The sequence below is a fragment of the Variovorax beijingensis genome, from assembly GCF_007828835.1.
GTDB classification, from domain to species: Bacteria; Pseudomonadota; Gammaproteobacteria; order Burkholderiales; family Burkholderiaceae_C; genus Variovorax; species Variovorax beijingensis_A.
Genome location: NZ_VIVL01000001.1, coordinates 406,458 through 425,239 on the forward strand (window position 1 = coordinate 406,458; position 18,782 = coordinate 425,239).

Consider the following 18,782-nt stretch of genomic DNA (forward strand, 5'->3'; position numbering starts at 1 on the left):
CCTCTTACCGGGGCAGCGGCAGCGCCGTCTTGTAGCGCACCTGCTTGAGCGCGAAGCTCGAGCGGATCTTCTCGATGCCCGGAATCGGCGTGAGCTGTTCCAGGATGAATTTCTCCAGCGCCGCCATGTCGGCCACGGCGATGCGGATCAGGTAGTCGCTGTCGCCCGTCATCAGGTAGCACTCCATCACCTCGTCGTGCTCGGCAATGCGCTCCTCGAAATCGGCGAGCGACTGCTTGCTCTGCGTCGTCAGGCTGATCGAGATGAACACGTTGAGCCCCAGGCCCAGCGCCTTGGCGCTCGCGAGCGCCACGTAGCGGTCGATCACGCCGCTGGTTTCGAGCGCCTTCACCCGCGCAAGGCACGGAGACGGCGACAGCTGAACCCGGCGCGCAAGCTCCACGTTCGACAACCCGCCGTCGCGTTGCAGCTCGTCGAGGATGCGCAGGTCAATGGTGTCGAGTTGCACGAAATGCGGCGTCCAGATGATTTTGAGGAATTTTATGCTGCGCTGGTGCCATGGACATGTCCAAGCCGGTAGCTAATTCTTGCTGTTGCGGCCTAAAGTGCCGGCATGAACGCCCCGATTTCCGCCGACCAGATGCGCGCGCTGCTGCTCGACACGCCGCTCACGCACGACCCCGACCCTGCCGAGACCGCTGAATGGCGCGACGCCTTCCTGGCGCTGGCCCAGGCGCACGGGCCCCAGCGCGCCCGGCAGATGCTGGCGGAGCTTGCCCGCCTCGCGCGGCAGCAGCGCATCGGCTGGCAGCCCGAGCTTGCGACGCCCTACGTCAACACCATTGCGGTGGAAGACCAGCCGCCGTTCCCCGGCGACCTCGCGGTCGAGGAAAAGCTCGCCTCCCTGATGCGGTGGAATGCGCTCGCGATGGTGGCCAGGGCCAACCAGGCGTATGGCGAACTCGGCGGCCACATCGCGAGCTATGCGAGCGCGGCCGACTTGTTCGAGACGGGCTTCAATCACTTCTTCCACGCGCGCAGTGACACACACCGCGGCGACCTCGTGTTCTTCCAGCCGCACAGTGCGCCTGGCGTCTATGCGCGCGCCTACCTCGAAGGCCGCCTCGGCGAAGAAGACCTCCAGCACTACCGCCAGGAACTCACCGCGCCCGCCTTCACCCAAGGCAGTGGCGCGCGCGGCCTCAGCAGCTATCCGCATCCTTACCTGATGCCGGACTTCTGGCAGTTCCCGACCGGCTCCATGGGCATCGGCCCGATCAGCTCGATCTACCACGCGCGCTTCATGCGCTACCTCACGCACCGCCACCTGCTCGACTGCGAGGGCCGGAAAGTGTGGGGCGTGTTCGGCGACGGCGAGATGGACGAGCCCGAATCGATGAGCGCGCTCACGCTCGCTGCGCGCGAGAAGCTCGACAACCTCGTGTGGGTGGTCAATTGCAACCTGCAGCGCCTGGATGGCCCGGTGCGCGGCAACGGCCGCATCATCGACGAGCTCGAAAAGCTCTTTGCCGGCGCGGGCTGGAACGTCGTCAAGCTCATCTGGGGCAGCGACTGGGACGGCCTGTTCGCGCAGGACGTGAGCGGCGCGCTCGCGCGCGTGTTCGCCGAAACCGTCGATGGCCAGATGCAGACCTTCGCGGCCAAGGACGGGCGCTTCAACCGCGACAACTTCTTCGGCCAGAACCCCGAGCTCGCGCGGCTGGCCGAAGGCATGACCGACGAGCAGATCGACCGCCTGAAGCGCGGCGGCCACGACCTCGTGAAGATCCATGCGGCCTACGCCGCCGCGGCCGCGCACAAGGGCCGGCCCACCGTGATCCTCGCCCACACCAAGAAGGGCTACGGCATGGGCAGCGCCGCCCAGGGCAAGATGACCACGCACTCGCACAAGAAGATGGGCGACGTCGACCTGCTCGAATTCCGCGACCGCTTCAACCTGCCGCTCACCGACGCGCAGGCCATAGCGATGGACTTCTACCGCCCGCCCGAAGACAGCGCCGAGATGCAGTACCTGCGCAGCCACCGCGCGGCACTCGGCGGCGCCATGCCGCGCCGCGAGACCGCCTGCGAGGTGGTGCCCAAGCCCGACATCGCGAGCTACGCGCAGTTCGCAACGGCGGCCGCCGGCAAGGAAATGAGCACCACCATGGCCTTCGTGCGCATGCTGGGCAACCTGCTGAAGGACAAGGCCCTGGGCCCGCGCATCGTGCCCATCGTGGCCGACGAGGCGCGCACCTTCGGCATGGCCAACCTGTTCAAGCAGGTCGGCATCTATTCGAGCGTGGGCCAGCGCTATGCGCCCGAAGACATCGGTTCGGTGCTGAGCTACCGCGAAGCCACCGACGGCCAGATTCTCGAAGAAGGCATCAGCGAAGCCGGCGCCATTGCCAGCTGGACCGCCGCGGCCACCAGCTACAGCGTGCACGGCCTGGCGATGCTGCCTTTCTACATCTACTACTCGATGTTCGGCTTCCAGCGCGTGGGCGACGCCATCTGGGCCGCGGCCGACCAGCGGGCGCGCGGCTTTCTGCTCGGCGCCACCTCTGGCCGCACCACGCTCGGCGGCGAAGGCCTGCAGCACCAGGACGGCAGCAGCCATCTCGTGGCCGCGACCATTCCCAACTGCAAGGCCTACGACCCGGCCTTCGCGGGCGAGATGGCGGTGATCGTCGATGCGGGCATCCGCGAAATGATGGTCGAGCAAAAGGACGTGTTCTATTACGTCACGCTCATGAACGAGAACTACGCGCAGCCCGACGTGCCGCAAGGCGCGGAGGCGGGCATCCTGCGCGGCTGCTATCGCTTCGGCGTGTATGCGCCGGTTTCAGGCGAGGCGAAGAAGAAGGTCACGCTGATGGGTTCCGGCGCGATCCTCACCGAGGTCGTGAAGGCCGCGCAGCTGCTGGCCAACGAAGGCATCGAGGCCGAGGTGTTCAGCGTCACGAGCTGGAGCGAGCTTGCGCGCGACGGACAGGCTTGCGAGCAGCGTGCGATCGCGGGCGAGAAGAAGGAAGCCGGCGTGCCGTTCATCGCGCAGCAGCTCGGCACCGGCAAGGGCCCGATCATTGCCGCCACCGACTACGTGCGCGCCGTGCCCGAGAGCCTGCGCGCCTTCCTGCCCGAGGGGCGCCGCTACCTCACGCTGGGCACCGACGGGTTCGGGCGCAGCGACACGCGCGCGGCGCTGCGGCAATTCTTCGGGGTGGATGCGGGGAGCATTGCGCGGGCTGCGCGCTACGCGCTCGGCACCGCCTGTTGAGTTCCGGCGAGCCCCAGGGCTAGCGGCTGCGGCCCGCACGGTTCCTGGATCAACCGCCGGCCAGGAGCGCGAAGCTCGGCTTCATCGTCATCAAGGCTGCGACAACGCCGAACAGGGCGATCACGCTCACACGCCCCACGAAGGCGGACCCCTCGCTTGCAAACGCCCCGACCTGCTCATCCGAAGCCTTGCCACCGAGCGCCGATTCGACCCGCGACTCCCAAGGGGCGACGAACTCGCTTCGCACCACCATGGCAGCGGCAATGACGGCGAACGCCGCCAGCAGCCATGGTGTCCACAGTGGCCAGCCGCCGAGGAACACCAGAGCGATTCCGGCGAGCACGCCCAGGTTGAGCAGCAAGTGTGCGAGCCGGCCGGCGCGCAGCGCCATCCTGGCGGGCTGCGATCGGCCTTTCCGGGCAATGGCAAGAAGCAGTTCGCCGGCCACGAACGACAGAAGTGCCGCGAGTGTCGCGCCGGCGTGGATCATCAGGGCAGTCGTGTACAGCATCGGCGTGCTCAGGCAACGCCTGCCTCGCCGAATTGAGGACGGCACTTCAGGTGGCCTTTGAGTTGGGTTTTCATGCGTTCGATCTCCGTTCAGGTCGTTGAGCGATTTCGTGTGCCCAAAGAATACGAGTGAAGGCTCGTATTGGCCTACTCGCATTCCCGGGACGCGCGGTACACCATGCGGACCGGCCTTTCACGGGCAGAAGATGCGTCATCTACTCGCATTCCTGGCGGCACAGGATGTGCGGGCGTGCCGCTTGCGCAGGCCTGCGTTAGAGTCGCAGGCCCCATCCCTTTCGCGACTCATGACCGCCCGCTTCCAATCCATCGCTCCCGGTGCCCGCCTCGCCGACCAGGTGGCCGACGCATTGGCCGCCGAAGTGCGCAGCGGGCGCCTGTCGGAAGGCGACCGCCTGCCGACCGAGGCCGCGCTGGCCGAGCAATTCGGCGTGAGCCGCACCGTGGTGCGCGAGGCGGTGTCGCGGCTCAAGTCGCTGGGGCTGCTCGATTCGCGCCAGGGCAGCGGCGTGTACGTGCGCGCCGCGGGCGTGGAGCCGCTGCGCTTCGAGATGCCGCACGTGGCTTCGCGCGAAGCGGTGATCCAGATGGTCGAGCTACGCCGTGCGCTCGAAGCCGAGGTGGCCGCGCTCGCGGCCGAACGGCGCACGCCCGACGATGTGCAGCGCATCCAGGAGGCCATCGGCGCGCTGCATGCGGCCGTGGCCGCAGGCGGCAACGGCGCCGAGGAAGACGTGCGCTTTCACCGCGCCATCGCCGAGGCCGCGCGCAACCCGTTCCTGATCGGCACGCTGCAGTACCTGCGGCAGTTCCTGCACGGCGCCACGCGCGTCACGCGCGCCAACGAGGCGCGGCGAGCCGATTTCGCGCGCGAGGTGGCGCAGGAGCACGCCCGCATCGTCGAGGCCATCGAGGCCGGCGATCCGCTGCGGGCCCGCGAGGCGGCCAAGTCCCACATGGACAACGCGATCCGCCGCATCGAGCAGGCCGATCCCGCGTTCTGGCAGCAGGAGGGCGCGCAGCTCGCGCGGCCGCTGGTCGAAGGCTGGCCGGTCGGCAGCTGAGCCGCGACACACCAAGTCACCAAAAAGGCGCTGGGGACGGGGGAATGTTCGGGTTTACCCGAGGCAAAGCTCCGAAATCAAATTTGTATGATGACCTGACAAATAAGGCGATGGCCAAGCAAGCCGGCGGCGGCAAGGCCTCTTTCTCATCCAAAGCGGGACAAACCTTTTCATGACTTCCTCCACCCTTCCGGTTGGCGCTCTGCCCGTGTCCGCCGAAGCCGCGCTCGAGAAGCGCGCCTATGCCAAGGTGTTCTGGCGCCTGGTTCCCTTTTTGATGTTGTGCTACGTGGTCGCGTACCTCGACCGTGTGAACGTGGGCTTTGCCAAGCTGCAGATGGGGCAGGATCTGGGCTTCAGCGAAACGGTGTTCGGCCTGGGCGCGGGCATCTTCTTCCTCGGCTACTTCTTGTTCGAGGTGCCGAGCAACCTGCTGCTCAACCGGGTGGGTGCGCGCATCTGGATTGCGCGGATCATGATCACCTGGGGCGTGCTGTCGGCCTGCTTCGTGTTCGTGGAAACGCCCACCAGCTTCTACATCCTGCGCTTCCTGCTCGGCGTGGCGGAGGCGGGTTTCTATCCCGGCGTGATCCTGTACCTGACCCACTGGTATCCGGCGCACCGGCGCGCGCGCATCATCGCGGTCTTCATGTCGGCCATTCCGGTGGCGGGCATTTTCGGCAATCCGCTGTCGGGCTGGATCATGGACGCCTTCCACGGCGTGTCGTCGATGCACGGCTGGCAGTGGATGTTCATCATCGAGGCCATTCCGGCCGTGCTCGTGGGGGTGATGGTGCTGCTCTACCTGGACAACGGCATCCGGCATGCGCGCTGGCTCTCGCCCGAGGAGAAGAGCCTGCTGCAGCGCGAGGTCGAGCGCGACCAGGCGCATGGCGCCAAGGGGCCGCACTCGGTGGGCGCCATGTTCCGCGACATGCGCGTGTGGTGGATGGCGCTCATCTACTTCGCCTTCGTGATGGGCCAGTACGCGCTGACCTTCTGGCTGCCCACGCTGGTCAAGGCCACGGGCGTGAAGGGCAACCTGCACATCGGCCTTTTGAGCGCCATTCCGTTCATCTGCGCGATCGTCGCGATGAACCTCTTCGGCCGCAGCGCCGATCGCCGGCAGGAGCGCCGCTGGCACCTGATCGTGCCGGCGCTGATGGGCGCGGTGGGCTTCACGGTGGCCGCGTCGTACACGCAGAACACGATCGTCTCGCTGGCGTTCCTCTCGCTCGCGGCGGCCGGCGTGCTGACCTGCGCGCCGCTGTTCTGGTCGCTGCCCACCGCCTTTCTCTCGGGCACGGCGGCGGCGGCCGGCATTGCGGCCATCAATTCGGTGGGTAATCTTGCGGGGTTCGCGAGCCCCTACCTCATCGGCTACCTGAAGGACCTCACGGGCAGCACGCAGATCGGCATGTACGTGCTGGCCGGTGCGCTGGTGCTCGGGGCCATCGGCGTGTGGCTCACGCCCAAGCAACTCGTGAACAGATGATCGAAGGAACCCTCACATGACTTCCAACACCAGCACACCCGTCGTCGGCGTCGTGGGCCTCGGCGCCATGGGCAGCGGCATGGCGCAGTCGCTGCGCCGCGCGGGCTACGAGCCGCATGTGTTCGACGTGCGCCTCGATGTCGCCCACGCCTTTGCGCGCGACGGCGGCGTGGCCTGCGACACGCTGGCCGCGCTCGGCGGGCAGTGCGACATCGTGGTTTCCGTGGTGGTCAACGCGGCGCAGACCGAGTCGGTGCTGTTCGGCGATGGCGCCACGCCTGGCTGCGCGGCGTCGATGAAGCCCGGCAGCCTGTTCGTGATGTGCTCCACGGTCGATCCGAACTGGTCGGTCGCGCTCGAAGCACGCCTGGCCGCGCAGGGCATCCTGTACCTCGACGCCCCGATCTCGGGCGGCGCCGCCAAGGCCGCGAGCGGCCAGATGACGATGATGACCGCCGGCACGCCCGCGGCGTACGAAAAGGCCGGCGCCGTGCTCGACGCCATGGCCGCCAAGGTCTACCGCCTGGGCGAGCGCGCGGGTGCGGGCAGCAAGGTCAAGATCATCAACCAGCTGCTGGCCGGCGTGCACATTGCCGCGGCGGCCGAGGCCATGGCGCTGGGCCTGCGCGAAGGCGTGAACCCCGACGCGCTCTACGAAGTCATCACGCACAGCGCGGGCAACAGCTGGATGTTCGAGAACCGCATGGCGCACGTGCTGGCGGGCGACTACACGCCGCTGTCGGCCGTCGACATCTTCGTGAAGGACCTGGGCCTGGTGCTCGACGTGGCGCGCGCCAGCAAGTTTCCGCTGCCGCTGTCGTCCACCGCGCACCAGATGTTCATGCAGGCATCGACCGCGGGCTTCGCGCGCGAGGACGACAGCGCGGTCATCAAGATTTTTCCCGGCATCGAACTGCCGGCCGCAAACGGAAGGGCGATGTGAGCGATCTCAAGACCATCGACACGCCGCTGCTTCGCATCGGCTACGAAGAGTGGAACCCAGGCGGCACCGCCACCGTGGTGCTGATGCATGGCTGGCCCGACAGCACGCGCAGCTGGCATGGCGTGGCGCCGAGCCTGGCCGAGGCCGGCTGGCGCGTGCTCGCACCCGCCCTGCGCGGCTTCGCACCCACGCGCTTCCTGCATGACGGCACGCCGCGCAGCGGCCAGCTCTCCGCGCTCGGGCGCGACCTGCTCGATTTCATCGACGCGCTCGGCCTCGACAAGCCCGCGCTGGTCGGCCACGACTGGGGCGCCCGCGCGGCGGCCAACGCCTGCGGGCTGAGGCCCGAGGTGGCGCGCGCGCTGGTGCTGATGTCGGTCGGCTACGGCACCAATGCGCCAGACCAGCCGATGGCGCTCGAGCAGGCGCGCAACTACTGGTATCACTGGTACATGGCCACGCCGCGCGGCGAACGCACGGTGCACGACGACCGCATCGCCTTCACCCGGATGATGTGGGACACCTGGGCGCCCGCGGGCTGGTACGAGAAAGCCGAATTCGAGGCCACAGCCGCCGCCTTCGCAGGCGACGACTGGGCGCGGGTGGTGCTGCATTCCTACCGCCACCGCTGGGGCTACGCGTCCGGCGATCCGCGCTATGCGGCGGACGACGCCGCGCTCGATCCGGCGCCGGTGCTGCCGGTGCCCACGCTCGTACTGCATGGCGCGGCCGACAGCTGCAATGATCCCGATACTTCGGCAGGCAAGGAGCGATTCTTCAGCGGCCCCTACCGCCGCGAACTGCTCGACGGCGTCGGCCACTTCCCGCAGCGCGAAGCGCCCGCGGCGGTGGCGGCCGCGCTGCTGCGCTTCCTGCCCGCCATTGCCTGAATCCAGAAAGAGAAGACGACACCATGAACATCCTCATCACCGGCGGCTGCGGTTTTCTCGGCGCGCGGCTCGCCCGCACGCTGCTCGCAGGCGGCCCGCTGGCGCTGGCCGGCGGCGCGGCACAGCCGATCTCCCGCATCACCCTGGCGGACCGCGTGGCGCCGCCCGCCGACCTGCAGGCGGACGCCCGCGTGCAGTTCGTGCAGGGCGACCTGTACGAGCAGGCCGTCAACGGCACGCTGCCGCTGGCCGACACCCACGCCGTGTTCCACCTGGCCGCGGCCGTGAGCGGCGAATGCGAGGCCGACTTCGACCTGGGCATGCGCAGCAACCTGGACACCACGCGCGCGCTGCTCGACGCCTGCCGCCGCGCGGGCCATGCGCCGGTGTTCGTGTTCTCCAGCTCGGTCGCGGTGTTCGGCGATTCGCCCGAGCAGCGGCTGCCTGCGGTGATCGAGGACACCACCCTGCCGACGCCGCAGAACAGCTACGGCATCCAGAAGTTCATCGGCGAGCAGCTGGTGGCGGACTTCACGCGCAAGGGTTTCGTGCAGGGCCGCAACGTTCGGCTCATGACGGTCTCGGTGCGGCCGGGCCGGCCCAACGGCGCGGCCTCCAGCTTTTTGAGCGGCATGCTGCGCGAACCGCTGGCCGGTGAGCGCGCGCGCTGCCCCGTGGCGCCCGAGACGGCGGTTGCGCTCGCATCGCCCGGCAACACCGTCGCGGGCATCGTGCGCGCGGCCACGGCCAGCGCTGCCGAATGGGGCGCGCGCACCGCCGTCAACCTGCCGGCGCTGACCACCACCGTGCGCGAGATGGCCGGGGCGCTCGAGCGCATCGCCGGCAAGGACGCCACCGGACTGATCGACTGGGAGCCCGATGCAGCCATCGCGAAGATCGTGACCAGTTGGCCCAGCCGCATCCATGCGGCGCGCGCCGAGGCGCTGGGCCTCCAGGCCGACGCGAGCTTCGACGCCATCCTGCGCGACTACGTGCGCGAGAACCCGCAGGCGGTGAAGCTGCCGGTGAAAGGCTGATCATGGCGAAGCTCCTGCTCGGCTGCATTGCCGACGATTTCACCGGCGCCACCGACCTGGCCAACAACCTCGTGCGCGCCGGCATGCGCGTGGTGCAGGCGATCGGCGTGCCGGCCACGCCGCTGGCCGCTGACGTCGATGCGGTGGTGGTTGCGCTCAAGTCGCGCACCATCGCGCCGGCCGAGGCCATCGCGCAGTCGCTCGAGGCACTGCGCTGGCTGCAGGCGCAGGGCGCGCAACAGATCTACTTCAAGTACTGCTCCACCTTCGACAGCACGCCGCAGGGCAACATCGGCCCGGTGACCGAGGCGTTGATGGAAGCGCTGCAATGCGACTTCACCATCGCCACGCCCGCCTTCCCCGACAACAAGCGCACCGTGTTCAAGGGCTATCTGTTCGCGGGCGATGTGCTGCTCAACGAGAGCGGCATGCAGAACCATCCGCTCACGCCGATGACCGACCCGAACCTCGTGCGCGTGCTGCAGGCGCAGTGCACGCGCAAGGTGGGGCTGATCGACTACGCCGTGGTGGCGCGCGGTGCAGAGGCCATCGGCGAGCGCATCGGCCAGCTGAAGGCCGAGGGTGTGTCCGTCGCCATCGTCGATGCGGTGTCGAACGACGACCTGCTGCGCATGGGCCCCGCGCTTGCGAAGATGCCGCTGGTCACCGCGGGCTCGGGCGTGGCCATCGGGCTGCCGGCCAATTTCGGCCTGGCGCCGTCGTCGCAGGCCAGTGCGCTGCCGGCGGCCGGCGGGTTGCGGGCCGTGGTCTCGGGCAGCTGCTCGCTGGCCACCAACCGGCAGGTGCTCGACTTCATCCAGCGCGGCGGCGCGGCGCTGGCGGTCGATCCGCTTCGCATTGCCGCAGGCGTGGACGTCGCGGCCGAAGCGCTGGCCTGGGCCGCGCCGCTGATCGGCAAGCAGCCGGTGCTGGTGTATTCCACCGCCGAGGCCGGCGCTGTGAAATCGGTGCAGGGCAGGCTCGGGGTCGAGGAAGCCGGCGCGATGGTCGAGCGCACCATTGCCGCCATTGCGCGCGGCCTGGTCGAGCGAGGTGTGCGCCAGCTGGTGGTGGCGGGCGGCGAAACCTCGGGTGCCTGCGTGCAGGCGCTGGGCATCGCGCAGATGCAGATCGGTCCGCAGATCGACCCCGGGGTGCCGTGGTGCCATGCGCGCACCGACGTTGCGGAAGGCCTGCCGGTGCACATCGCGCTGAAGTCGGGCAACTTCGGGGGGGACGATTTCTTCACCAAGGCCTTTACAGTGCTGGCATGACCGAGAACCAAGCCCGCGAAGAAATCTGCCGCGTCGGCCGCAGCCTGTTCGAGCGCGGCTACGTGCATGCCACCGCGGGCAACATCAGCGTGCGGCTGGACGATGGCTTCCTCATCACGCCGACCGATGCCTGCCTGGGCTTTCTCGATCCGGCACGCCTGGCAAGACTCGATGCGCAGGGCCAGCAGACCGGCGGCGACCGCGCCAGCAAGACCATTGCGCTGCACACCCGCATCTACGCCGCGGCGCGCAGGTTCGATGCCAACACGGCCTGCGTGATCCACACGCACAGCACGCACTGCGTCGCGCTCACGCTGGCGAACACGCCGGCCGGCGAACTGCTGCCCGCGCTCACGCCGTATTTCGTGATGAAGGTCGGCCACGTGCCGCTCATTCCGTACCACCGCCCCGGCGCGCCCGAAGCGGCCGAGCTCGTGGCGCAGGCCATCGAGCGCCATGGCGCGGCCGGCACGCCGGTTCGTGCCGTGATGCTCGAACGGCTCGGTCCCAATGTCTGGCACGAGAGTCCGGCCGCCGCGATGGCGGTGCTCGAGGAGCTCGAGGAAACCGCCAAGCTCCGGCTGCTCGCGGGCCCCGCCAGACCCGAGCCGCTCGGCAACGAACAGATCGATGAACTGCGCCGCACCTTCGGCGCGCGCTGGTAGCCAGCAGTAGTAGTAAAAACACGCCATGCCCCAATTCGCCGCCAACCTCTCGATGCTCTATCCGGAGCTCGACTTCCTCGACCGCTTCGAAGCCGCCGCGAAGGACGGCTTCAAGGCCGTCGAGTATCTTTTTCCCTATCCCTACGAGCGCCGCCAGATCGCGGCCCGCCTGAAGGACAACGGCCTGCAGCAGGTGCTCTTCAACGCCCCGCCGGGCGATTGGGACCGCGGCGAGCGCGGCCTCGCCTGCCTGCCGGGCCGCGACGCCGAATTCCGCGAGGGCATGGCCACGGCCATCGACTATGCGGTGGCGCTCGATTGCCCGCGCATCCACGTCATGGCCGGCCTGGTGCCCGAAGGCCTGGAGCGCGAGGCCGTGCAGCCGGTGTATGTGGACAACCTGCGCTGGGCCGCGGCCGAGGCGGCCAAGGCCGGGCGCGACGTGCTGATCGAGCCCATCAACACGCGCGACATCCCGCGCTTCTTCCTGAACCGGCAGGACCATGCGCACGAGATCGTCGACATGGTGGGCGCCCCCAACCTCAAGGTGCAGATGGACCTGTACCACTGCCAGATCGTCGAGGGCGACGTGGCCATGAAGATCCGCAAGTACCTGCCCACGGGCCGCGTGGGCCACATCCAGATTGCCGGCGTGCCCGAGCGCCACGAACCCGACATCGGCGAGCAGAACTATCCCTACCTGTTCGACCTGATCGACGAGGTGTCGGCGCAGTGCGGCTGGCAGGGCTGGGTCGGCTGCGAGTACCGGCCCCGGCGCGGTTCGGAACCCGGCGGCACCTCGGCCGGCCTGGGCTGGCTGCGGGCGCTGCAACAGCGCGCATGAAGCTCGAGTCGCTGCGCATTCCGCCGCGGCTGCGCGGCTTTGCCGCGGGCGATGCGCAGGTCTTCGACCTCACGCTGGCGGGCGACAGGGTCGAATCGATCGTGCCGAGCCCATCGCAGTCGCAGGCGCGCGGCACCTTGCTGAGCGCGCTGGTCGAGGCGCATGCGCACATCGACAAGAACTACACCGTGCAGGAAGTCGGCGCGGCCCAGGGCAACCTGTTCGCGGCCATCGACCGCATGGCCAAGCACCGCGCGGGCTGGAGCGGCCAGGCGCTGCGCCCGCGCATGGAGCGCGCGCTGCACGAGGCCTGGCAGTCGGGCACGCGGGCGCTGCGCACGCACATCGACTGGGTGGAAGGCGAGCCGCCCGCCGCGCTGGCGGTCTTCGAGGCGCTGCGCGAAGAGTGGCGCGGCCGCATCGAGCTGCAGTTCGTCTCGCTCACGCCGCTGGACCTGTTCGCCGATCTCGCGGCCGGCGAGCGCATCGCGCGCGAAGTCAAGCGCGCAGGCGGCGTGCTGGGCGCCTTCGTCTATCGCAACGAGGGCCTGGTGCACAAGCTGGGCCGCGTGTTCGACCTCGCGCGGGACCAGGGCCTCGGCCTCGACTTCCATGTCGACGAGGGCCTCGACGCCGATGCGAGCGGCCTGCGCAGCATTGCGCAGCTGGTGCGTGCGCGCGACTTCCGGCGCGGCGTGGTCTGCGGCCACTGCTGCTCGCTGGCGATGCAGGACGATGCCGTCGCCAACGAAACGCTGGCGCTGTGCGCGGGCGCCGGCCTCCACATCGTCGCGCTGCCGACCACCAACCTCTACCTGCAGGGCGCCTGGGACCGCACGCCCGTGCCGCGCGGCATCACGCGCATCCGCGAGGCGGCGGCACGGGGCTTGCGTGCGAGCCTGGCAACGGACAACGTGCAGGACGCCTTCTATCCCTATGGCAGCTACGACCTTCTCGAAACCTTCGGCCTCGGCGTGCAGATGGCGCACCTCGCGCCCGCGGACGAATGGCTCGACGCGATCACCCTCAGCCCCGCGAAGGCGCTCGGCCTTGCGTGGGACGGCCGCATCGCACCGGGCTGCCCCGCGGACCTGGTGCTGCTCGCAGCCACCGGCGAGCATGAACTCGTCGGTCCGCGCGGACGCCGGCGCATCGTGATCCGAGGCGGTCAAAAAATTCTGGAGCCAACACGATGAGCATGGGCAAACCAATGGCCAACTACGCCGCCGCCAAGCGCGTGGGCGATTTCGTCTTCATGAGCGGCGTGGTTGCGGTCGATCCGGCCACGCGCCGTGCCGTGGCCGGCTACGACGCCATTCCCGAGGAAGCCCGCACGGCCCTGCAGGGCCTGGGCTATGCCACGGGGCAGATGTCGGTCGACATCTTCGAGGCCCCCATCGTGGCGCAGAGCTGGTTCGTGCTCGAGCGCATCCGCCAGATCGCGGCCGAGCATGGCGGCACGATGGAAGACGTGGTGAAGCTGGTGCAGTACTTCCGGCAACTGCCGCACTACGCGTTCTACAACCGCGTGCGCGGCCTGTTCTATCCGGGCGAGCCGCCAGTCAGCACGGTGGTCGAGGTGTCGCGCTTCCTGCCGGGCGACGAGGTGCTGGTGGAGGTCGAAGCCACCATGTACCTGCCGCAACGCCGCGCTACCTGACGCCCGCGCCCTTCAGCAGGAATTCGGTCACCTGCTCGATCAGGTAGCGCCGGTCCTTGTCGTCGCCTTGCTGCGCCGTGTCGCGGAAGTACGCCGCCTGCGTGGCGTGGTCGGCATAGAACTGCGTCACCGCCCAGATGTGGAACAGCACCAGCATCGGGTCGGCGGTGTCCATCAGGCCCTGGTTCATCCAGTTCTGTATGACGGCGGCGGCCTGGTCGGTGCGCTGCTTGCTCGTGTCCATCATGGTGTTGAGCACCGGCGCGCCGCGCATCATCTCGGCCGTGAAGATGCGCGAGCGCAGCGGGTGCTCGAACGAGAACACCATCTTGCGGCGGATCAGGTCGCCCAGCACCTTGCGCGGACCGAAGGCCTCGTCGGCAAAGCCGAACACCACGATCCAGTCGTTGAGGATGTCCTGCAGGATCTGCCGGTAGAGCGCTTCCTTGCTCTCGATGTAGTAGTGCAGCTGCGCCTTCGAGAGCCCGGCCTTGTCGGCAATCGCCTGGGTCGATGCACCGGCCAGCCCTTCGCTTGCAAACACCTCGATGGCGGCCTGGTTGATGAGGCCGAGCACCTGCGTGTACTTGCGCGAGCGGCCGCGCGTGGCGGGCGCCTCGCCGTCGCTTTCTTCCTCGATGCTCACAGCTGAAGCACCAGTTCCAGGCCCTTGGCGCGCGAGCAGCACAAGGCCACCTTGTGGCGCCGTTCGCTGCCGGTGAGGCAGAAGTCGCGGTGCTCGGCGCCTTCACCATCGCCCTCGACCACGCAGGTGCCGCACAGGCCCTGCTGGCACGACACCGGGATGTCGATGCCCACTTCGTGCAGCGCATCGACGGCGGTCTGGTCGGCCGCCACCGGCACGCTGATGCCGCGCTGCGCGAGCTTCAGCGTGAAGGGCAGGCCGGTGCTCGTGTTCGCATCGGTGGGGGCGGCGAAGTATTCGGCGTGCAGCGTGTCCCCGGGCCAATGCGCCGCGGCCTCGCGCACTGCCTTCATGAAGCCGCCGGGGCCGCAGACGTACAGGTGCGTATCAGGAGCGCGCTCGGCCAGCAGCGCGCGCAGGTCGATGCGCTGCGAGGCGTCGCCCTGGTCGAGGTGCAGGCGCAGGTGCGGCGCCAGCGCAGGCGAATGCAGCGCATCGGCAAAGGCCAGGTGCTCCTCGCTGCGTGCGAACACGCAGAGCGTGAACGAGTCACCGCGCGCCGCGAGTGCCTGCGCCATCGCCAGCAGCGGCGTCATGCCGATGCCGCCGGCCAGCAGCAGGTGGTGCTTCGCTTCCTCGCGCAGCGCAAAGGTGTTGCGCGGCGCGCTGATCGCGAGCAGGTCGCCCTTGCGCACGCGCTCGTGCATCGAGGCCGAGCCGCCGCGGCTTTCGGCTTCGCGCTTCACGCCGATCACGTAAGAGCCGGTATTCGACGGCGCGCGCGCCAGCGAATACTGGCGCGAGAAGCCGCCCGGCATGTGCACGTCGATGTGCGCGCCGGCCTCGTACTCCGGCAGCGCGCGACCCCAGGGGTGGATCAGTTCGAAGGCCAGGATTTCCGGCGTCTCGCGCGAGATGCGTTCGACGCGGACGGTGAGCGTGCGTTCGAGGCTCATGGTGTTGTCTCCCTGGCTAGATGCTCTGCAGCTTGCGCGCAACGCGTTCGATGAAATGGGTGCGGTCGCGCGCGGTGACGGCGTTCATGTCGTGCAGCTGCAGCCACGTGACCTTGCAGCGCCACGCGAACAGTGCCCGCAGCGCGCGCGTGAAGAGCCGCCGGCCCGGGTCGCCGATGAGCATCACGAACCAGCGCGGCGAGCCGCCCGTGGTCACCACCGTCAGCCGCCGGATGTGCCGCATGCCCGACCTGGCGAGCTGCCCCTTGCGCTCTGCGGGCAGAAAGGCCACGCCCGGCAGCCACACCCGCTCCAGCCAGCCTTTGAGCATGGAGGGCGGCCCATGGAACCAGGTGGGATAGACGAACACCAGGTGCTCGGCCCACAGCAGCGCTTCGACATGCGGCTTGACGCGTTCGCGGATCAGTTCGGGGTTGTCGAGATAGGCGATGCGCTCTTCGCGCGTCAGCGTGGGGTCGAAGCCTTCGGCGTAGAGGTCGATGGCCTTGACGGGGTGCCGCGGCTGGAGGGCCTCGAGCGCGGTGCGGTAGAGCGCGTGGTTGAAGCTGTCAGGGTTCGGATGGCAGTGGACGACGAGCGTTTTCATGGGGAGGGCCGGTTCGCCGGTTCGGCGAGACGGGGTCAGAGCCCAGGGAATGAAGAGCCGCGCAGCGCCTTATGGCAACCCAGGCGCCGGCATCTGACCCCGGCGCAAGCCCCGCGCGGCCCGCGGGAAAAATCGGCGCCTACTTTCCAGCGAGCTTCTTGCGGACGTCGACACCGACGCCCTTGTTGACGAACTGCGTGGTCACGACCTTCGAGAGATCGACCTCGCCGGGCTTGTAGAGGCCGGCCTTCACCATCTTGTCGTAGAAGTCCTTCACGCGGGCCTCGTCCATCGCGCCGATGCCCTTGGTGAGCGACTCGCCGCTGTCGACGATGCCCATCTTCTTCATGAGCTCGATCGAGCCCTGCGACGCGGCGACGGGCGAGTCGGGGTTGATCTTGGCGATCATCTCGTTGGCGGCCTTGTTGTCGCCGTAGAGGTAGTTGTTCCAGCCGATGATCGAGGCCTCTACGAACTTGCGCACCGTCTCGGGCTTGGTCTTGACGAGGTCGGCGCGCGTCTCGATGGTGGTCGAGTAGGTCGAGAAGCCGTTGTCGGCCAAGAGCTGCACCACGGGATCGAAGCCGGCCTGGGCCTTGATCGAAAGCGGCTCCGAAATGGCGTAGCCCTGCTGGATCGACTTCTTGTCCGCGAGGAACGGGCCGACATTGAAGGTGTAGGGCTTGAGCTGCGAATCCTTGAAGCCGTGCTCCGACTTCATCCACTGCCAGAAGCTAAACTGGCCGTCCTTGCCGATGAAGGCCACGGGCGCCTTGGCCATGTCCTTGAAGGTGTCGAAGCCCTGGCCCGGATGCGCGAACATGGCCTGCGGATCCTTCTGGAAGAAGGCCGCGACCACCACCGTGGGCACGCCGTTCTTGACGTTGTCGAAGGACTGCAGCAGGTTGCCTGTCATCAGGAAGTCGACCTTGCCGGCCGGCAGCATCGGCCGGTTGTTGACCATCGGTCCGCCCTGCTGGATGTCGACGTCGAGGCCGTACTTCTTGTAGGTGCCGTCCACCAGCGCCTGGTAGAAGCCGCCGTGGCCGGCCTGCGCCTTCCAGTTGGTGGCGAACACCACTTTTTCCTGCGCCTGTGCGGCGAAGGCGGCGGCCGCGAGGGCCATGGCTAGGGCAAGCGGACGGATTGTCAGAGCGGGAACGCGCATGGCAGTGGACTCCTGGTGTGAATTCGACGGGATATTCTCATGTCGGCTTGGCCATCGTTCGATGGACGAGGCTGCAAGTTCGGTGCAGTTCGGGGCGCGTGCACAGGCCGCCGGGTACTTCCCTCCGCGAATGTCCCCCGGGGCTGCGCCCCTCCTCCTTTATTTCGCTGCGGGAAGCACCCGACGCCCTGTGCACCTGGGCACGCTGTCGGTGAACCGCGATCAACGACCGTTGCTGATAACGCTCCCGTCGATGGGGTGCCTTGCGCAGCGAAATAAAGGAGGAGGCCGAAGGCCGGGGGACATTCGCGGAGCAAGGTACCCCGTCGGCGGGAGCGCGCCCCGAACAGCAGCGCTCGAAACCACCAACGCGACAGACGACCAAGCGACGCTTCATTTCAACGCTCGACAGCCATATCGGAAGTCCAGCCGCGCGTCTTGCCAGGGTTCATCAAGCCCATCGGATCGCTGCGCTTCTTGAACTCGATCTGCTGCGTGTCGATGGTCTTCATGCCGCCGTCCTCGATGGTGACCACGTGCGGGTTGAAGATCTTGCAGCCGCCCTGCGACTCGATCTCGCGGATCACTTCGTACTGGTGAGCCTCGCCCTTCCAGCGCACGAGCAGGATGCCGAAGGTGCCGCATTCGCCGCCGGCGCGCGCGAAGTCCTGGTGCTGCAGCACGTCGTCGCCGAAGATTTGCAGATGCCGTTCGACCACGGCCGGGTCGAAGGGTTGGGCGTAGGCCACCTGCAGGTAGGTCCAGCTGCGATCCGCTTTCAGCGCCTGCAGCGTCGTGTGGTTGAACGCGCATTCATAGGCGGGCGGCAGGCCCTCGGCGAGCAGATCGGGCTCGGTACCGGCGACGGAGATGGTGCCGCCATGCGCAGCGGCCAGCGCGCGGAAATCGGCCATCGACTCGGGCGAGACCATCGCGAACACCGCATGCCGGTCGGCAGGAAAACGATCGCGCATGGCCGTGTAGTAGGGCGAGAAGCGCGCCTCGACCGTCGAGAGCAGGAAGATGTCGAGCGTCGGCGCCTGCGCGGCGATGCCGAAGTCCAGCGCGCCGCGGTAGGTGTCGAACAGCACCGTGCAGTGCACCCACTCGACGGCCGGGCTCAGCGCCACTTCCACGTCGAGGATCACGCCGTTGGTGCCGTAGGCATGGTGCACCTGCTGGATCTCGTCGCCGTACAGTTCGATCACGCGCGGCTCGCGCTCCACCGTCATCACGCGCGCGCGCAGCAGGTTGCCGGGGTCGCGCAGGATGCCGTGGCGGAACGAGCCGATGCCGCCGAAGCCGCCCGCGATGAAGCCGCCGATCGTGGCCACGTGCCAGGTCGAGGGCCACATGCGCAGCGCCTGGCCGGTCTCGCGCGCCGCAAGGTCGATGTCGTGCATGCGCGCCCCGGCCTCCACGCGCATGCGCCCGGGCTGGATGTCGAGCACGCGGCACATCTGCGTCACGTCGAGCACGACGCCGCCCTCGAGCGGCACGCACTGGCCGTAGTTGCCGGTGCCGCCGGCGCGCACGGTGAGCGGCAGCTTCCACTTCGCGGCCACGGCTGCGGCCTGGCGCACGTCGTCCTCGGTGCTGACCTTGACGACGAGGTCGGCCACGCAGCCCGCCAGCTGCGCGGTGAGGATGGGGCTGTACCAGTAGAAGTCCTTCGACAGCTGCTTGCGCTGGGCCGGCGCGGTGATCAGGTTGAGGCCGCGCAGGTCGGCGCGCACGGCCTCCCAGTCGGTGGTGGCGTGCATG

At 68.4% G+C, this 18,782-nt stretch carries 18 protein-coding genes; 11 read left to right on the forward strand and 7 right to left on the reverse strand.

Annotation, left to right across the window (positions count from 1 at the left end; all coding sequences use genetic code 11):
• Positions 1-4: 4 nt before the first annotated feature.
• Positions 5-469 (reverse strand): Lrp/AsnC family transcriptional regulator, encoded by a 465-nt coding sequence (locus tag FB547_RS01895; RefSeq protein ID WP_145739169.1) that lies wholly within the window; start codon positions 467-469, stop codon positions 5-7.
• 105 nt (positions 470-574) lie between these two features.
• Between FB547_RS01895 and mdeB the strand changes: the two genes are divergently transcribed.
• Positions 575-3,241 carry an alpha-ketoglutarate dehydrogenase gene (gene mdeB, locus FB547_RS01900; protein WP_145739171.1) on the forward strand — a complete coding sequence of 889 codons (2,667 nt, stop codon included), beginning with the start codon at positions 575-577 and terminating at the stop codon, positions 3,239-3,241.
• A 49-nt stretch (positions 3,242-3,290) separates the two neighbouring features.
• Here mdeB and FB547_RS01905 read toward each other — a convergent pair whose 3' ends face one another.
• Positions 3,291-3,752 carry a hypothetical protein gene (locus FB547_RS01905; protein WP_145739173.1) on the reverse strand — a complete coding sequence of 154 codons (462 nt, stop codon included), beginning with the start codon at positions 3,750-3,752 and terminating at the stop codon, positions 3,291-3,293.
• A gap of 304 nt (positions 3,753-4,056) precedes the next feature.
• Here FB547_RS01905 and FB547_RS01910 point away from each other — a divergent pair, with 304 nt between their 5' ends.
• The 10 genes from FB547_RS01910 (at position 4,057) to FB547_RS01955 (ending at position 13,641) form a co-directional block, all read left to right on the forward strand.
• Positions 4,057-4,833: a FadR/GntR family transcriptional regulator gene (locus FB547_RS01910; protein WP_145739175.1), complete on the forward strand. Its 777-nt coding sequence runs from the start codon at positions 4,057-4,059 to the stop codon at positions 4,831-4,833.
• Between the two features lie 172 nt (positions 4,834-5,005).
• Entirely contained in the window at positions 5,006-6,328 is a 1,323-nt protein-coding gene (locus FB547_RS01915; protein ID WP_145739177.1) for an MFS transporter, read from the forward strand.
• A 16-nt stretch (positions 6,329-6,344) separates the two neighbouring features.
• Positions 6,345-7,271, forward strand: coding sequence for an L-threonate dehydrogenase (gene ltnD / locus FB547_RS01920; RefSeq protein WP_145739179.1), 927 nt, complete (start codon positions 6,345-6,347; stop codon positions 7,269-7,271).
• Complete coding sequence (locus tag FB547_RS01925) at positions 7,268-8,161, forward strand: alpha/beta fold hydrolase (protein ID WP_145739180.1); 894 nt, start codon at positions 7,268-7,270, stop codon at positions 8,159-8,161. The genes ltnD and FB547_RS01925 overlap by 4 nt, the downstream gene beginning before the upstream one ends.
• 23 nt (positions 8,162-8,184) lie before the next feature.
• Positions 8,185-9,198, forward strand: a complete 1,014-nt coding sequence (denD, locus tag FB547_RS01930) for a D-erythronate dehydrogenase (protein WP_145739182.1) — start codon at positions 8,185-8,187, stop codon at positions 9,196-9,198.
• A 2-nt stretch (positions 9,199-9,200) separates the two neighbouring features.
• A complete protein-coding gene (gene otnK, locus FB547_RS01935) occupies positions 9,201-10,472 on the forward strand; it encodes a 3-oxo-tetronate kinase (protein ID WP_145739184.1) in 1,272 nt (423 codons plus the stop codon).
• Entirely contained in the window at positions 10,469-11,137 is a 669-nt protein-coding gene (locus tag FB547_RS01940; protein WP_145739186.1) for an aldolase, read from the forward strand. The genes otnK and FB547_RS01940 overlap by 4 nt, the downstream gene beginning before the upstream one ends.
• Before the next feature lie 25 nt (positions 11,138-11,162).
• Positions 11,163-11,981, forward strand: a complete 819-nt coding sequence (gene otnI / locus FB547_RS01945; protein WP_145739188.1) for a 2-oxo-tetronate isomerase — start codon at positions 11,163-11,165, stop codon at positions 11,979-11,981.
• The gene (locus FB547_RS01950) at positions 11,978-13,177 is read left to right on the forward strand and encodes an amidohydrolase family protein (RefSeq protein ID WP_145739190.1); all 1,200 of its coding nucleotides are present in this window, start codon (positions 11,978-11,980) and stop codon (positions 13,175-13,177) included. The genes otnI and FB547_RS01950 overlap by 4 nt, the downstream gene beginning before the upstream one ends.
• Positions 13,174-13,641 (forward strand): RidA family protein, encoded by a 468-nt coding sequence (locus FB547_RS01955; RefSeq protein WP_145739192.1) that lies wholly within the window; start codon positions 13,174-13,176, stop codon positions 13,639-13,641. Before FB547_RS01950 ends, FB547_RS01955 begins: the two co-directional genes overlap by 4 nt.
• On the opposite strand, the gene FB547_RS01960 is transcribed toward FB547_RS01955, so the two are convergent.
• The 5 genes from FB547_RS01960 to FB547_RS01980 all read right to left on the reverse strand — a co-directional run bounded on the left by FB547_RS01960 (position 13,634) and on the right by FB547_RS01980 (position 18,781).
• Positions 13,634-14,287, reverse strand: coding sequence for a TetR family transcriptional regulator C-terminal domain-containing protein (locus FB547_RS01960; RefSeq protein WP_145739194.1), 654 nt, complete (start codon positions 14,285-14,287; stop codon positions 13,634-13,636). The genes FB547_RS01955 and FB547_RS01960 overlap by 8 nt on opposite strands.
• Positions 14,284-15,243 carry a PDR/VanB family oxidoreductase gene (locus tag FB547_RS01965; RefSeq protein WP_145739196.1) on the reverse strand — a complete coding sequence of 320 codons (960 nt, stop codon included), beginning with the start codon at positions 15,241-15,243 and terminating at the stop codon, positions 14,284-14,286. The genes FB547_RS01960 and FB547_RS01965 overlap by 4 nt, the downstream gene beginning before the upstream one ends.
• Before the next feature lie 16 nt (positions 15,244-15,259).
• Positions 15,260-15,850, reverse strand: a complete 591-nt coding sequence (locus tag FB547_RS01970) for an NAD(P)H-dependent oxidoreductase (RefSeq protein WP_145739198.1) — start codon at positions 15,848-15,850, stop codon at positions 15,260-15,262.
• A gap of 139 nt (positions 15,851-15,989) precedes the next feature.
• Positions 15,990-17,018, reverse strand: a complete 1,029-nt coding sequence (locus tag FB547_RS01975; protein ID WP_145739200.1) for an ABC transporter substrate-binding protein — start codon at positions 17,016-17,018, stop codon at positions 15,990-15,992.
• A gap of 398 nt (positions 17,019-17,416) precedes the next feature.
• Entirely contained in the window at positions 17,417-18,781 is a 1,365-nt protein-coding gene (locus tag FB547_RS01980) for an FAD-binding oxidoreductase (protein ID WP_145739202.1), read from the reverse strand.
• Position 18,782: the final 1 nt, after the last annotated feature.

Coding starts and splice junctions, on each gene's coding strand:
- mdeB (WP_145739171.1), top strand. CDS start 575: ATGAACGCCCCGATTTCCGCCGACCAGATGCGCGCGCTGCTGCTCGAC.
- FB547_RS01905 (WP_145739173.1), bottom strand. CDS start 3,752: ATGCTGTACACGACTGCCCTGATGATCCACGCCGGCGCGACACTCGCG.
- FB547_RS01910 (WP_145739175.1), top strand. CDS start 4,057: ATGACCGCCCGCTTCCAATCCATCGCTCCCGGTGCCCGCCTCGCCGAC.
- FB547_RS01915 (WP_145739177.1), top strand. CDS start 5,006: ATGACTTCCTCCACCCTTCCGGTTGGCGCTCTGCCCGTGTCCGCCGAA.
- ltnD (WP_145739179.1), top strand. CDS start 6,345: ATGACTTCCAACACCAGCACACCCGTCGTCGGCGTCGTGGGCCTCGGC.
- denD (WP_145739182.1), top strand. CDS start 8,185: ATGAACATCCTCATCACCGGCGGCTGCGGTTTTCTCGGCGCGCGGCTC.
- otnK (WP_145739184.1), top strand. CDS start 9,201: ATGGCGAAGCTCCTGCTCGGCTGCATTGCCGACGATTTCACCGGCGCC.
- FB547_RS01940 (WP_145739186.1), top strand. CDS start 10,469: ATGACCGAGAACCAAGCCCGCGAAGAAATCTGCCGCGTCGGCCGCAGC.
- otnI (WP_145739188.1), top strand. CDS start 11,163: ATGCCCCAATTCGCCGCCAACCTCTCGATGCTCTATCCGGAGCTCGAC.
- FB547_RS01950 (WP_145739190.1), top strand. CDS start 11,978: ATGAAGCTCGAGTCGCTGCGCATTCCGCCGCGGCTGCGCGGCTTTGCC.
- FB547_RS01955 (WP_145739192.1), top strand. CDS start 13,174: ATGAGCATGGGCAAACCAATGGCCAACTACGCCGCCGCCAAGCGCGTG.
- FB547_RS01965 (WP_145739196.1), bottom strand. CDS start 15,243: ATGAGCCTCGAACGCACGCTCACCGTCCGCGTCGAACGCATCTCGCGC.
- FB547_RS01970 (WP_145739198.1), bottom strand. CDS start 15,850: ATGAAAACGCTCGTCGTCCACTGCCATCCGAACCCTGACAGCTTCAAC.
- FB547_RS01975 (WP_145739200.1), bottom strand. CDS start 17,018: ATGCGCGTTCCCGCTCTGACAATCCGTCCGCTTGCCCTAGCCATGGCC.
- FB547_RS01980 (WP_145739202.1), bottom strand. CDS start 18,781: ATGCACGCCACCACCGACTGGGAGGCCGTGCGCGCCGACCTGCGCGGC.